The following is a 13,641-nucleotide window of genomic DNA, read 5'->3' as shown; positions in this document are numbered from 1 at the left end:
CTCACCTGCTTCATTCTGAATGACTATTATTCGTTTTAGTTGTTGATTTTTGTGACAGTTGTGCAACTTTAAAACGTAAATCTTCAAGCAATTTTCGGTTGGCGGATAAAAGGTCGGTAATGAACGCAACCAAAATTGTTTGAAAACCCATACCCATCAGTACCGATGCTAAGATTAACGACTGAATATAACCATTACCATCACCCGTGAAATATTTATAGAGGAAACGCACACCCAATAAAAACCCCGCTACAAATAACAATGCCCCTATTGCACCAAAGAATCTGAAAGGCCGATAGATAACAAATATTCTGACAATGGTAACAATACTTCTTTTAATATATGACGATATACTTTTTACCAGCCGAGAGGGTCTTAAATCCTCGTTAACCCTGATTGAAACCGACGTAATTGTAATATTTTTTTGTCCAGCTTGAATGATGGTTTCTAAGGTGTAGGTATAGTCATTGAAAACCATTAATTTTTGCGCAGTCGCCCGCGACATTGCTCTAAAACCACTCGGTGCATCTGGGACGTTTGTATTACTGGCCACGCGAACGACCCAACTCCCCAATTTCTGAAGGTATTTCTTTACGGGTGAAAAATGGTCAATGGCAGATATCGGTCTTTCACCAATAACCATTTCTGCACGGTATTCAAGAATCGGGGCAACAAGGAGGGGGATATCATCAGCACAGTACTGATTATCAGCGTCAGTGTTAATGATAACATCGGCGTTTAAACTCAAACATGCATCCAGACCTGTCATAAAGGCTTTGGCTAACCCTTTGTTTCCGGCGTGCTTTACAACATGATTAACACCATTTTGCCGGGCAACATCAACAGTGTCATCGGTACTTCCGTCATCAATAATCAGCCATTCAACTGTATCAAAACCGGCAACCTGTCGGGGCAACGCCTTCAGCGCAATAGCAAGGGTTTCAGCTTCATTAAAACAGGGGATTTGGATGATTAGTTTCACTTTCACTTCACCTCATATTTACACCTGTCTAGTTTTTAACCTTTTTTTAACCATTGTTACACCTATAAATATAAAAAAATTGATCTAACGTACTTAAAAAAGCCCCGGTGCTGTCTATAAAATAGACTGCCACCGCGAACTTTCCCACTAAAAATGCCCACTCGCACGCGCCCGGTGGATCAACGTCATCGGGATAATCGCACGCAAGTTCTTCTGCTCTGCGCCATTGATTATCTGCATCATCGCGTCCACCGCTTTCTCCGCCCAGGCGTCCTCATTCTGGCGAACCGACCAGATATTGTTGGATAAAAAGCCCAGCATGGGGTGTTCATCGAAGGTGCCGATATTAATATCCGCCGGAATATAGCCGAAGTGGGAACGCAGCACGCTGAGCGCCCCCTCCAGCACCGGCAGAGAAGAGGCGATAAACGCCGGTGGTGCGGCGTTATGCCGGGCCAGAAATTGCTGCATCAGCTTCTCGCCATCTTCGCGCCGGTTGTGCGCGGTCTCGAGGATCCACTGCTGACAATCCTCAATCCCCTGCGCTTCCAGCACCGAGGTATAGCCCTTCATACGCTCTTTAATCGTCGGCTGTTCGGTATCACCGGCCATAAAGAAGATCGGCAGTTGGCCCGCGCTGAACATTGCCTGAGTCAGGGCGGTGCTGCCCCGGCGGTTATCGCTGACCACCAGCGAGGTGTCGGTGCCGTCGAAGTCACGGTCCAGCAGCACCAGCGGGCGCGAAGTGCGTTTCAGATGATGATTTTGCGCCTGCAGGGAAGATGGCACGACGAACAGCCCATCGACGTTACGATCGATCAGCGCATCCACCAGCGCATTTTCCTGCTGCAAATCGCTGTAGGTACAGCTGATCATCAGCTGATACCCCGCCTCGCGACAGCGGATCTCCAGCTTTTCGGCGAGGGTGGCAAAGAAGACGTTCGACAGACGCGGAATGATCAACCCAAGGGTATCGGTTTTATTCAGCTTCAGGCTGCGGGCGGCGTGATTGACGGTATAGCCGTGTTCAGCCACATAGTCATTGATGCGCTTTTGCGTTTTTTCACTGATCCGATACTGCTGGGCTTTATTGTTCAGCACCAGCCGCACGGTGGTAATGGAAATGTTCAGCGCGGTCGCAATGGTCTCGACTGTTTTGGCCATGAGGTACTGAGTCCGGTGAATGACAAAGTGTTAATTTATCATTTTTGCTGCTTCGAAGCAGCAACAGACGATGAAAAGCGCCGGCAGGGGCCAGGGCTTTCACCCTGGCCGATCCGCATCAGTGATGATCTTTGGTTAAATCACGTTTTGAGGTTTCCGGCGCACGCCAGGCAGCATAGGCCGCCACCAGCGCGGCTATCACCACATAGCTTGCCACCAGCGTCCAGTTATTGTTGTCGAGCGCAGTTAACCCCTTGGCGATAAACGGCGTGAAGCCCCCCGCCACGATGGCCCCCAACTGCGCACCAATCGATGCGCCGCTGTAGCGCACTTTTGGGCCAAACATCTCGGTAAAGAAGGACGGTTGCACCGCGTTAATCGAGTTGTGGGCGATGTTAATCAGCAGCACATAGCCGAGCACCATCAGCACAAAGGATCCGCTTTCCAGCAGCCAGAAGAACGGGAACGCCATCGCTGCAGCAAACAAGGCACCAAAGATATAGACCGGTCGGCGGCCCACTTTGTCAGACAGAGCGCCAAACAGCGCATGCATCGGGAAGGCCAACACACAGGTCATCATCACCACGCCGAGCATGGTCTGTTTTTCGATCCCTAAGGTGCCCGTCGCATAGGAGACGGCAAACACCGTACACATAAAGAACGGCACGCTTTCGGCAAAACGCAGCAGCATAATCAGCACAATGCTACGCCACTGGGTACGCACGACCTGAACCACCGGGCTTTCTTCTTTTTTAGCCTGTTTGTTTTGTTCTTCGCGACGACGCACTTCCTGGAACACCGGAGTTTCGTCCAGCCGACGACGCATATACAGGCCCACCAGAACCAGCACCACGCTCAGCATAAACGGAATGCGCCATCCCCAGGAGAACAGTTGCTCATCGGGCAGCATCATCACCAGCGCGAAGATGCCTGTCGCCAGCAGCTGACCAGAGAACCCGCCGGTTTGCGGAATGGCACCGAGCAGGCCACGGCGATTAGCCGGGACGCTTTCGACCACCATCAGCATCGCACCGCCCCACTCCCCACCGACCAGGAAACCCTGGATAAAGCGCAGGATCACCAGCATCACCGGGGCCCAGATCCCGATCATGTCGTAGGAAGGCAGGCAGCCAATCAGGAACGTCGCGGTTCCCATCCCGCCAAGGGTAATCAACAGCGTGATTTTACGTCCCAGCGTATCGCCCATGTGACCAAAGAAGATGCCGCCCAGCGGACGGGCAATAAAGCCGACGCCGAAGGTGGCAAACGAGGCCAGAATACCGACCATCGGGCTGACGGTCGGGAAAAAGACCTTGCTGAAAATCAGCGCGCTCGCCAGGCCATACAGCAGAAAATCATAAAACTCGATGCTGTTACCGATCCAGCTGGAAACCACCACCCGACGAATGCTCGCTTTATCGAGCACCGCCTTTTGCGTGACCGGCATATCAAGAGTGACTGACATAATATTAACCTTATTGGGTTTCATCAGAGTGCGTGGCGCAGTCCGACGTCGCCTGCCATTGCGCGGCAGACGAGAGTTGTAGGGTGCTGAGTCAATGTTTTTATTTTTCAGTTACTGCGTCATCGTGTCGGATGACTTTTTGCTGCACGCCCTTTAGTCAATTAAGGGGCGTTAAAGGCATAAAACTCTCGTTATTCAAAGTGATAACTGTTTCTTCACTGCTTCGCCGAGACGCATCATACTGTTAATGGCCTCCGGATAAAAACTTGCCGCGTACGACTGGCTACTTCTCGACCGACAGGCGTAGGCGCTGAAGTTACCGATTTGCTGCTGGTAAAACTTGGCGCATACCGGATAGTCCAGATTTTCGGCCAGCGCGGCGGTGGATAAGTAATCCGCCAGCTGCCCGGCTTTTTGCGGCTCCCGGCGCCAGTTTTCGAACAGCCAGACGTACAGCTCCGGGTGGAAATTGGCCATCACCCCGCTATAGGCCTGACAGCCCGCGCGCAGTGAGGCCAGCAGCGTCTGGCTGTTAGCGTTGGCCAGATGCAGACGGCTGCCTTCGCTCAGACGCAGGCGCCGTTCCATCACCGGCAGTGAACAGCTGGTGTCTTTAATAAAGGTGTAGCGACCGCTGTTGGCACACCAGGCGATCACCTCATCCGACAGCAGCCGTTTATAAGGATACGGGCACTCGTAAATACCGAGGTCGATAGCCTCCGGCAGAGCGGCAGTCAGCTGCTGCAGCCCGCTCAGGACCTGCGCATCGCTCTCGTCGGCCTGTGCCAGACGGTTGCTGATCAGGATTAAGCCGTCGATTCCCGTCAGGGCCATCGCCGACAGCTGATCTATCTGCTGGCTGGTGCCCGTTGCAGTATGGCCCGACGCCACCACCGGCACCCGGCCATCGACGATCTGAACGATAAACTGCACCATCTTGCGGGCTTCATCGTCGCTTAAAAAGAACATCTCGCTCGACTGGCAGGCCGCGAACAGCCCGTGAACCCCGGCATTCAGATACCATTGGACCAGTTTCTCCAGTGCGGGCCAGTCGATTTCTCGCCGTTCGTTAAACGGGGTCAGCATCACCGGCCAGACGCCGGTGTATTTAGTGGCTTCAGTACGTTCCTGCATGCTCTCACCTTTACAGTAATTTGATGGCATCGCCCGCAACCCACACGCGGATCCCCTGGGTCAGCGACTGGGCGACAAACGCCCGGAAAAGGGTCTCGACATGCGCCTCGTCGATATACGCCACCGTCAGGTGGTTGCTCTGATGCCCGGCCATCAAGGCATCCCGGCTCACGCCGTCCAGCACCGCATTCAGCAGTGGCCATTCGGCGTTGGTGGCGCGACGACGGCGCTCAAACTCCGCCGACGGCAGCTCAACGGCATGACCGGTGCCAATGTGCATCACCACGTCGGTGCCTTCATAGTGGGCGCGCGCCCAGATAAAGCGTCCCGCTTTGCCCTGCCCGGCAATGGTGGAACCGCCCGCCGGGAAGAACATGGCCGGTTGACGATATCCGGTCGCCCCGGCAATTCCCCCTTTCAGGTGGGCAAACGGCACGGCACCGGAGATCTCCAGATCCCAGTAGAAGGTGCCCTGATAGTCACTGCCCCAGCGGATGTCGTGCAGGGTGGTTTCTGCGGGTTGACCGAATGCCTCCAGCAGCCGCCACAGCATGGTTTGCGGGATCGCTGTGCCCATATCCACCTCGTTAATACAGGGGATGGCTTTGTCGGGCCAGATGATTTCGCCCTGCTCGTCCGGGACAGGAAAGCGCTCTGCATTACCGATTGCGCCCTCGGCAAAGTCGGACGCGGCGCAGCTGTCTTTCAACCCCTGCTGATACTGCACGCCCACTGCCGACAGGCCAAAGCGCTTCACAAACCGCGCCATGGCGATCATCATCGCGCACTGCTCCAGCACCTGCTCGCGAGTCAGTTCGCTCGCGCCGTCGCGGCCAAACTGGAACTGCATCCCCCGCTCTTCATACCAGCACAGGCAGGCTTCACGCAGCGCCGGCGGAACTTTCTGCATCTCCACCAGCAGGGCCGACTGGGATAACGACTCAACCGGCATCCCGACCTTGACCATCGCCTGCTGCGGGAAGACCCCGTTGATCATCCCCATACAGAAGGTGTCGAACAGGCCCACGATGGCTTTGTGCTGCAGAATATACTCGCCCACCTGCCGTCCCTGCTGTCCGGCCTCGGTAGACATCACCGCGTGGGTCGCCGCCACCGGGTGCAGATAGTTAAGGGCATGACTCACCGCACCATCGCGCAGCCAGGTCGCCAGCTTTTGCTCAAACATCGAGTCGTCAAAATTCTCCGACCACAGGCGGGAGTAGTTTTTACCCAGACTGGTTAAGCTGCCCGCCATGCACAGCATCCCGACCAGGCCTGGCCAGGTGCCGTCAAAATTAGCCAGCAGCAGCACCGGGCCGCGATGATGCACCAGCGACGGCGCGATATGGTGCGAATACTGCCAGGCGGTGAGCAGCACAATCAGCGGCGCGTCAGGATCGATGGCGGCAAACAGATCGCTGCCCTCGCGCTGACTGCTGATAAAACCGTGCCCGCGTTCGGTATTCACCGGATGGGCGCGGCGCATGCGATAGCCGTGGCGCTCCAGCGCCGCCTGCAGCTTCTGCTCAAACTTTTGCTGTACCGGCCAGCAGGCCAGATTGGCGGACTCGCGCAGATCCGCGTTGGTGATCATCAGGATCTCGCGGTCCTGAGCCTGGATCGGCGTTGGCGCCGCAGGTAGATTCAGTGTCAGCATATTCAGTTCCCTCATTTTTGTTATTTGACCCATTTGTGCATCGCCTTCTGCGCCTGCTGCTGCGGGTGATACATCTCCAGATAAACCCGGTATTTCGCCTGGTGAAAATCCGCCGTCGCGGGATCGGCTCGGATAACCCCGCCGGAACGCACCATCGCCCCGGCCGCTATCGGCAAGGTGGCGTATTGCCCGCAGGCCACCGCCCCCATCAGCGCGGCCCCCACCGTCACGGCGTCTTCTTCATCGCTCAACGCGATGTCGCAGCCGGTGATGTTGGCGTACTCCCGCAGCCACAGCGGGTTTTTGGTCGCTCCCCCGCAAGCGGTGATCCGCTGTATAACGTGTCCGGCGTCACGCAGGGTATCGATGATGTGTCGGGTGCCGTAGGCGATGGCCTGCAGGGTCGCCAGATACAGTCGGGCTAGCCCATCCTGGCCGGATTCCAGGGTTAAGCCGCTGACCACACCCCGGGCAAACGGATTGGCCCGGGGCGAGCGATTACCGTGGTGATCGGCCAGCACGTGCAGCTGCGCCGTGGGCCAGGCTTCGCGCGCTTCCAGCGCCGCCACCCACTGATTGAGGACGGTATAAACACTCTCACCCAGCACGGTCGCCTGCGCCTGCAGTTTCGGCCAGAGGGCGCTCTGGCGAAGGGTCCACTCCACCAGCGCCCCCGCCGCACTCTGTCCGCCCTCGTTCAGCCACTGGTCCGGGAGCATCGCCCCCCAGTAAGGGCCCCACACGCCGGGTACACTCACCGGCTCAGGGCTGACCAGCATATGGCAATTCGAGGTGCCGCTAATCAACGCCAGATTGCCCGCCGACTGCGACGCCACCAGCGCCAGACCGCCCGCATGGGCGTCGATCATGCCGCTGGACACCACAACGTTTTCCGGCAGGCCAAATGCTGCCGCCGTGGCGGGATTGAGCATTCCGGCGCGAACGCCGGGGGCTAACACGGTGGCCGGGATCTTGCCCGGCAGTTCATCCAGCCCCACCGCCGACAGCAGCGTGTGGCTGAAGCGGGAGTGATGCGAGAGATAATTCCATTTGCAGGCCAGGGTGCAGACGCTGGCGACATCCGCCCCCGTCGCACGCCACACCAGATAGTCGGCCAGATCGAACAGTCGCCAGGCACGCTGGTAACGCCCGGGAAAGTGCCGTTTCAGCCACAGCACTTTCGGCAGTTCCATTTCGACGCTCACCTCGCCGCCCACGTAGCGCAGGGCTTCATCGCCGGTGGCGTTGATGTCGAGGGTCTCCTGGGTGGCACGGTGATCCATCCACATGATGATGTCCCGCTCGGGTTCACCCTGCTCTGCGACAGAAATCCCGCGCCCTTCGCTGTCCACCACCACCAGCGAGCAGGTTGCGTCAAAGCCGATACTGCACACCGCCTGGGCAGGGATCGCAGCATGCTCCATCGCCTCGCGTACCGAATCACACACCGCCTGCCAGATATCCTCTGACGACTGTTCAACAAAATTTGCCCGGGAAGAGAACTGCTGAATGGGGCGAACGGCGAACGCTCGTCGCTGACCACAGCGGTCGAAAATCCCCGCCCTGACGCTGGCGGAACCGACATCGATCCCAATGAAAAATGACTCGCTCATGATGCTAACCCCGAAAGCTAACTCGAGTTAGCAATTTAGATGCAGCCATTCAGCGCGACAAAGACTTTGCGCGGATTATGTGATGGCTCTCAAGATTAATAATTTATGTGAATGTTTATTAAGGCAATTATTTGAAGCCTGTTATAAGGCAGCATCAAAAACCCTGTCACTCTATAATCGACTTTGTTTTAGCATTAAAACAGCGGAAAATAAAAAAGCCCACTGTCGTGGGCTATAACTATGTTCGTGACGGGAATACTATTTTAAGAGCGCTTTAATAATTCCCGACGCGCTAATTCGGCGATAAAACCGCTTCGACTGGAAAATTCGCCGTTACTGCTGACATAAGCATCAATTCTTCTTAAAAGATTTTGCGGTAACGTGATATTTAATTTAGTGGCTTTACCTTCATATTTACTTGTGTCGATATCGACGAAGCCCCACATACCACCCTGACAATCTTCATCATCTTTATGCGCGTTCATGCTTCTCGCCGCCGGGACGTCCTGCCCTTTCTCACTCTGATATTCCAGATACGCATCGATAGCGGCATGAGCATCGGCGATCGCATCGTCAATGGTATCGCCAGCGAAATAACATCCTGGAACGTCCGGCACAAATCCTGAATATGTGCCGCTGTCGGCCTGATGTAAGTAAACTGGATATTTCATACATTATTTCCTCTCTAACAAGTGACGCGCGGTGCACACCACCTCATTATTTATTTTCGCCCATCTGCTTAAGGATTTTATGCAACGTACCCGTTGCTATATCCTTTTTAGGGTGAGGTACCACTATTGGCTCGGGTTCACCTTCTTTCTCAAAAATAGGGTGAGAGCCGCGAGTGCGGACGTGTACCCAACCGGCGTTGATCAATATCTTGATGAGTTCTCCACTCTTCATCCGTTGCCCTCCCTGAACGAACAGTGGGTATAGTACCCACCACTGCAATTGAGATCAACGCATCAGTAGGTATAGTGGGTATAAATCATGGGCGCAAATTAAACCACCTTCCCCGCAGGGGAAGCAAACCCTCTCCGATACGCCGCAGGCGTGGTCGCAAAATGGTGTTTAAAGTGGTGCCGCAGCGTCGCTACGCTGCCAAAGCCTGCGACCTCTGCAATTCTCTCAATCGACAGTGCGCTGTTTTCCAGTAAATCCTGACAGCGGCTCAACCGGGCGTTGAGCAACCACTGGGCCGGAGTGCTGCCGGTAGTGGCGGCAAACCGGCGTAAAAAGGTACGCGGGCTCATGCCAACAAACTCTGCCAGCGAGGCGACGCTGTGCGGAGCGGCGAGATGGGCATGCAGGTGATCAAACAGCGATCCGAGCCGGTGGCCTTCATAGGCAACGGGAACGGCCTGCTGGATAAACTGGGCCTGGCCGCCGTCGCGATGGGGTGAAACCACCAGCCGGCGCGCCACCTGATTTGCCGCTACGGAACCGTAGTCCCGGCGGACCAGGTGCAGGCACAGGTCGATACCCGCCGCGCTGCCTGCGGAGGTCAGCACATCACCATTATCGATATACAGCACGTCCGGCGTGACCTGAATGGCCGGGTAACGCTGCTGCAGTAAGTCTGTGTAGCGCCAGTGAGTGGTGGCCTGCCGGTTATCGAGCAACCCGGCAGCGGCCAGCACAAACACGCCAGAGCAGATAGACATCACCCGCGCCCCGCGCTGATGCGCCGCCACCAGCCGGGCGCAGAGTTCGGCGGGCACAGGCGTGTCCGCACCGCGCCAGCCGGGCACCACGATGGTTCCGGCCTGGTCCAGCAGCTCCAGTCCACCATCAACCACCAGCCGGACGCCTCCCGTCGCGCACAGCTCCCCCTGGTCAACGCCCGCGACCGCAAAGCGATACCAGTTCTCGCCCATTTCAGGACGCGCCAGGCCGAAAATCTCTACCGCGACGCCGAATTCAAAGGTGCATAAGCCGTCATAGGCCAGCACCACCACCAGAGGATTCTTCACCCTTACACCCGCACAATTTTGTCATGATCTTGATGGTATATGGCATTTCTGCCAGCTGTCAAAACCGCACCCTGACCCTAGAGTAAAGACTCAATTTAAGAGGAGTGAATATGAGCTACGTAACTGATTATCCTGCAGCAGATGCCGATCGCGCCGCTGCGCATTTTTTACAGCGACTGAGTGTGGAAACGGATTGCGACGATGTGCACAGTGCCATCACAGACGACGAGAGGGATTTTGTGCTGCTGCACGTGGTCGGCAGCCCGGAGGCCTTTGCACGGCGTCATGTTCCGGGAGCCATCCATCTGCGCCATCGGGATATCGACGCGCAGCGCATGGCACAATGGCCTGCCGATACGTTGTTTGTCGTCTACTGTGCCGGGCCGCACTGCAACGGTGCCGATCGGGCCGCGCTGAAGCTGGCGCAGCTGGGTCGTCCGGTCAAAATCATGCTCGGCGGGCTGACCGGATGGGCCGACGAAGGTTTTGCCTTTAACGCAGCGTAGGGCCGCGCGCGTTTGAGCCTGACAAATCTGCTGTTTCGGTTTACCCTGGCATACCGGTCAGGGGCTAAGCGTCTGACCGGGCACTCAATAACGATGAAGGAGTTTGCAATGTCACTGTATAGCGAAACAAAAGCACAGTTCATCCATGGGCTTCACAACCTGAGCGCGATCCTCGAAAAAGCGCGCATCTGGGCGCAAGAAAACGGCACCGCGGAGAGCGCATTACTGGAAGCAAAACTGGCGGATGATATGTTCCCGCTGGTGCGTCAGGTGCAGGTGACCTGCGATATGGCGAAGCGCGGCGTGGCGCGTCTGGCTGATATCGACGCCCCGGTGATGGAAGATAATGAGAGCACCATTGAACAGTTACAAACCCGGATCACCACAACCATCCAGTGGTTAGAAACGGTGGCTGATGCACAGCTTGAGGGTGACGATGAGCGTCCGATTAAGGTGAAAGCGCGTGAACACGAACTGCATTTCACCGCCCGTGGCTTTGTCTTCTCCTTCGCCGTGCCAAATTTCTATTTCCATTTCACCACCGCTTACGACATTTTACGTCAGGCGGGCGTACCGCTTGGAAAGCGTGACTTCTTAGGCAAGATTAACTGATCCTGCACCGGCTCTGACATCCCTGTCAGGGCCGGCAACTGACAACGCCTCACACGAATCTGATGATGGATTTGTGAGCTGAACTGTGAATAATTTGTAATTGATTTGATAATTATCTGCAGCAAAGATAATTCATCTCTCTTCAGAATCGGGGTCTGACAGACTGGGTTACGCCTGCTGCTGGCCGAAATCAGCCGCCACCCCGAAAACCCCCACAGGAGCACCGATGAGTAACCACAGACGACAGGTCCCAGGCATTCACTATTACGCAGGCCCGGCAGGCGGTTGGGGAGCGTTAAAGGCTACAGCGATTGCGGTGCGTACGCAGATGGATGTCTTCGACGCGCCTGCCACTCTGCTGCGCACCAATCAGCCCGATGGCTTTGACTGTCCGGGCTGTGCGTGGCCGGACAAAGAACACAAATCCACCTTTCAGTTTTGCGAGAACGGCGCCAAAGCGGTGACGTGGGAAGCCACCACAAAGCGCGTCACCCCAGAATATTTGGCGCAACACACCGTCAGCGAACTGTGGGAAAAAACCGATTTCGAGATCGAAGGGCTGGGCCGTCTGACGCACCCGCTTGCTTACCATCCACAAAGCGACACCTTGCGCCCGGTCAGCTGGGAACAGGCGTTTGCCCGCATCGGCGAGGTACTGCGCGGCCTGGCACCGGAGCAGGTGGAGTTTTACACCTCCGGGCGCGCCTCGAATGAAGCCGCGTTCCTGTATCAGCTGTTTGCCCGCGAGCTGGGCACCAATAATTTTCCCGATTGCTCCAACCTGTGCCATCAGGCCACCAGCGTCGGCCTGCCCCGCTCAATCGGGATCGGCAAAGGTACCGTCTCGCTGATGGATTTTGATAACACCGAGCTGGTTATCTCCATCGGGCACAATCCGGGCACCAACCACCCGCGGATGATGGGCACCCTGCACGAGCTTGCCCGTCGGGGGGTGCCGATCATCGTCTTTAACCCGCTGCGTGAAACGGCCCTTGAGCGCTTTGCCGATCCGCAAAGCGTGATGGAGATGGCGACCTACAGCGCCACCGACATCGCCTCGACTTACTTCCAGGTCAAAGCCGGTGGCGACGCCGCAGCGCTCAAAGGTATTGCCAAACACCTCCTGCAGCTGGATGCGACACGCGGTAACGTGCTGGACCACGATTTTATCGCCCGCCATACCGCCGGTTTCGCAGAGTTTGCCGCCGATATCGCCGCCACGGGCTGGGAGGCCATCGAGCAGGGTTCCGGGTTATTACGTCCGCAGCTGGAGAGCGTCGCCGACGCTTACGCGAAATCGAACGCCACCATCATCACCTACGGGATGGGCATTACCCAGCACAACAAAGGCACCGCAAACGTGCGCCTGATTGCTGACCTGTTGCTGCTGCGCGGCAATATCGGCAAGCCCGGGGCGGGAATTTGTCCCCTGCGCGGGCACTCCAACGTGCAGGGCAACCGCACGGTGGGGATCACCGAAAAACCGTCGGCGGCGTTTCTGAATAAGCTGGAGGCGGTGTTCGGCTTTACCCCGCCGTCCGCCCCTGGCCACGACGCGGTGCAGGCCGCGCAGGCAATGCTCGACGGACAGGCCAAAGCGCTAATCTGTCTCGGCGGTAACTACGCGGTGGCCATGCCGGACCACGCCCGGACGTTCGCCGCCCTGCGAAAACTGGATCTCAGCGTACACGTCGCCACCCGACTCAACCGCACCCATCTGCTGGTGGGCAAAGAGACCTTTATCTTCCCCTGCCTGGGGCGTACGGAGCTGGATATGCAGCGCGCAGGCCCGCAGTCGATCACCGTCGAGGACTCCATGTCGATGGTGCATGCCTCCAGCGGCAAACTCACCCCGGCCTCGCCGTGGCTGCGCTCGGAACCGGCGATTGTCGCCGGGATCGCCCACGCCACCCTGCCCGACAGCCGCGTCGACTGGCTGGAACTGGTGGCCGATTACGATCGCATCCGGGAGCGCATCGAGCAGACCCTGCCCGGCTTTGAAAACTTCAATGCGCGGATAAGGATCCCCGGCGGTTTTCGCCTGCCGCTGCCGCCAACCGAGCGCGTCTGGCCTACCGTCAGCGGCAAAGCGATGTTCTCGCTGTTTGAAGGCGTTGAAGAGAACAGTCCGGGCGTTGGCGAAAACGTGCTGCGCCTCGTCACCCTGCGCAGCCACGACCAGTACAACACCACGCTGTATGCCCTCGACGACCGCTATCGCGGGGTGTTTGGTCGCCGCGACGTGCTGTTTATGAACGAAGAGGATATGCAGCAACTGGGGCTGGAGCACGGCGACCGGGTGGATATCACCACCGCGCTGCCCGGCAGTACGCAGCGTCTTGATGACATTACGCTGGTGGCCTGGCGTATCGCCCCAGGTACGGTGGCGGCCTATTATCCTGAAGCTAACGTGCTGGTTCCTCTCGACTATCTGGATAAAGAGAGCGGTACCCCATCGTATAAGTCGGTGCCGGTTCAGCTGACTCTGCGCTCAAAAGAGATCCGTCCGATAGCCTAACACCGTTAATGCGGGGT

At 57.0% G+C, this 13,641-nt stretch carries 12 protein-coding genes; 3 read left to right on the top strand and 9 right to left on the bottom strand.

The window, feature by feature from the left end:
- Window positions 1-10 precede the first annotated feature (10 nt).
- The 9 genes from M8014_RS19870 to ftrA all read right to left on the bottom strand — a co-directional run bounded on the left by M8014_RS19870 (window position 11) and on the right by ftrA (window position 9,988).
- A complete protein-coding gene (locus M8014_RS19870; protein WP_271284100.1) occupies window positions 11-982 on the bottom strand; it encodes a glycosyltransferase family 2 protein in 972 nt (323 codons plus the stop codon).
- A gap of 147 nt (window positions 983-1,129) precedes the next feature.
- Window positions 1,130-2,146, bottom strand: a complete 1,017-nt coding sequence (locus tag M8014_RS19865) for a LacI family DNA-binding transcriptional regulator (RefSeq protein ID WP_271284099.1) — start codon at window positions 2,144-2,146, stop codon at window positions 1,130-1,132.
- A gap of 118 nt (window positions 2,147-2,264) precedes the next feature.
- A complete protein-coding gene (locus M8014_RS19860; RefSeq protein WP_271284098.1) occupies window positions 2,265-3,611 on the bottom strand; it encodes an MFS transporter in 1,347 nt (448 codons plus the stop codon).
- A 195-nt stretch (window positions 3,612-3,806) separates the two neighbouring features.
- The gene (locus M8014_RS19855) at window positions 3,807-4,745 is read right to left on the bottom strand and encodes a dihydrodipicolinate synthase family protein (RefSeq protein ID WP_271284097.1); all 939 of its coding nucleotides are present in this window, start codon (window positions 4,743-4,745) and stop codon (window positions 3,807-3,809) included.
- Window positions 4,746-4,755: 10 nt separating this feature from the next.
- Window positions 4,756-6,402: a signal transduction protein gene (locus M8014_RS19850; RefSeq protein WP_271284096.1), complete on the bottom strand. Its 1,647-nt coding sequence runs from the start codon at window positions 6,400-6,402 to the stop codon at window positions 4,756-4,758.
- Between the two features lie 20 nt (window positions 6,403-6,422).
- Window positions 6,423-8,015: an FGGY-family carbohydrate kinase gene (locus M8014_RS19845; RefSeq protein ID WP_271284095.1), complete on the bottom strand. Its 1,593-nt coding sequence runs from the start codon at window positions 8,013-8,015 to the stop codon at window positions 6,423-6,425.
- 263 nt (window positions 8,016-8,278) lie between these two features.
- Complete coding sequence (locus tag M8014_RS19840; RefSeq protein ID WP_271284094.1) at window positions 8,279-8,686, bottom strand: type II toxin-antitoxin system HicB family antitoxin; 408 nt, start codon at window positions 8,684-8,686, stop codon at window positions 8,279-8,281.
- A 46-nt stretch (window positions 8,687-8,732) separates the two neighbouring features.
- On the bottom strand, window positions 8,733-8,918 hold the full coding sequence (locus M8014_RS19835; RefSeq protein WP_271284093.1) for a type II toxin-antitoxin system HicA family toxin: 186 nt from the start codon (window positions 8,916-8,918) through the stop codon (window positions 8,733-8,735).
- Window positions 8,919-9,016: 98 nt separating this feature from the next.
- Window positions 9,017-9,988 carry a transcriptional regulator FtrA gene (gene ftrA / locus M8014_RS19830; protein ID WP_271284092.1) on the bottom strand — a complete coding sequence of 324 codons (972 nt, stop codon included), beginning with the start codon at window positions 9,986-9,988 and terminating at the stop codon, window positions 9,017-9,019.
- A gap of 110 nt (window positions 9,989-10,098) precedes the next feature.
- On the opposite strand from ftrA, the gene M8014_RS19825 reads away from it, so the two are divergent.
- The 3 genes from M8014_RS19825 to M8014_RS19815 all read left to right on the top strand — a co-directional run bounded on the left by M8014_RS19825 (window position 10,099) and on the right by M8014_RS19815 (window position 13,624).
- Complete coding sequence (locus M8014_RS19825) at window positions 10,099-10,494, top strand: rhodanese-like domain-containing protein (protein ID WP_271284091.1); 396 nt, start codon at window positions 10,099-10,101, stop codon at window positions 10,492-10,494.
- A gap of 108 nt (window positions 10,495-10,602) precedes the next feature.
- Complete coding sequence (locus M8014_RS19820; RefSeq protein ID WP_271284090.1) at window positions 10,603-11,106, top strand: DUF1993 domain-containing protein; 504 nt, start codon at window positions 10,603-10,605, stop codon at window positions 11,104-11,106.
- Window positions 11,107-11,332: 226 nt separating this feature from the next.
- Complete coding sequence (locus M8014_RS19815; protein WP_271284089.1) at window positions 11,333-13,624, top strand: FdhF/YdeP family oxidoreductase; 2,292 nt, start codon at window positions 11,333-11,335, stop codon at window positions 13,622-13,624.
- The last annotated feature ends 17 nt before the right edge of the window (window positions 13,625-13,641 follow it).

The sequence above is a fragment of the Silvania hatchlandensis genome, assembly GCF_025564065.1.
Taxonomy (GTDB): Bacteria; Pseudomonadota; Gammaproteobacteria; order Enterobacterales; family Enterobacteriaceae; genus Enterobacter; species Enterobacter hatchlandensis.
The sequence above is the reverse complement of the archived record's forward strand: the minus strand, read 5'-3'. Positions and strand labels throughout refer to the sequence as shown.

Excerpts from the sequence above, each read along its gene's own strand:
- M8014_RS19865 (WP_271284099.1), bottom strand. The coding sequence starts at position 2,146 with ATGGCCAAAACAGTCGAGACCATTGCGACCGCGCTGAACATTTCCATT.
- M8014_RS19860 (WP_271284098.1), bottom strand. The coding sequence starts at position 3,611 with ATGTCAGTCACTCTTGATATGCCGGTCACGCAAAAGGCGGTGCTCGAT.
- M8014_RS19855 (WP_271284097.1), bottom strand. The coding sequence starts at position 4,745 with ATGCAGGAACGTACTGAAGCCACTAAATACACCGGCGTCTGGCCGGTG.
- M8014_RS19850 (WP_271284096.1), bottom strand. The coding sequence starts at position 6,402 with ATGCTGACACTGAATCTACCTGCGGCGCCAACGCCGATCCAGGCTCAG.
- M8014_RS19845 (WP_271284095.1), bottom strand. The coding sequence starts at position 8,015 with ATGAGCGAGTCATTTTTCATTGGGATCGATGTCGGTTCCGCCAGCGTC.
- M8014_RS19840 (WP_271284094.1), bottom strand. The coding sequence starts at position 8,686 with ATGAAATATCCAGTTTACTTACATCAGGCCGACAGCGGCACATATTCA.
- M8014_RS19835 (WP_271284093.1), bottom strand. The coding sequence starts at position 8,918 with ATGAAGAGTGGAGAACTCATCAAGATATTGATCAACGCCGGTTGGGTA.
- M8014_RS19825 (WP_271284091.1), top strand. The coding sequence starts at position 10,099 with ATGAGCTACGTAACTGATTATCCTGCAGCAGATGCCGATCGCGCCGCT.
- M8014_RS19820 (WP_271284090.1), top strand. The coding sequence starts at position 10,603 with ATGTCACTGTATAGCGAAACAAAAGCACAGTTCATCCATGGGCTTCAC.
- M8014_RS19815 (WP_271284089.1), top strand. The coding sequence starts at position 11,333 with ATGAGTAACCACAGACGACAGGTCCCAGGCATTCACTATTACGCAGGC.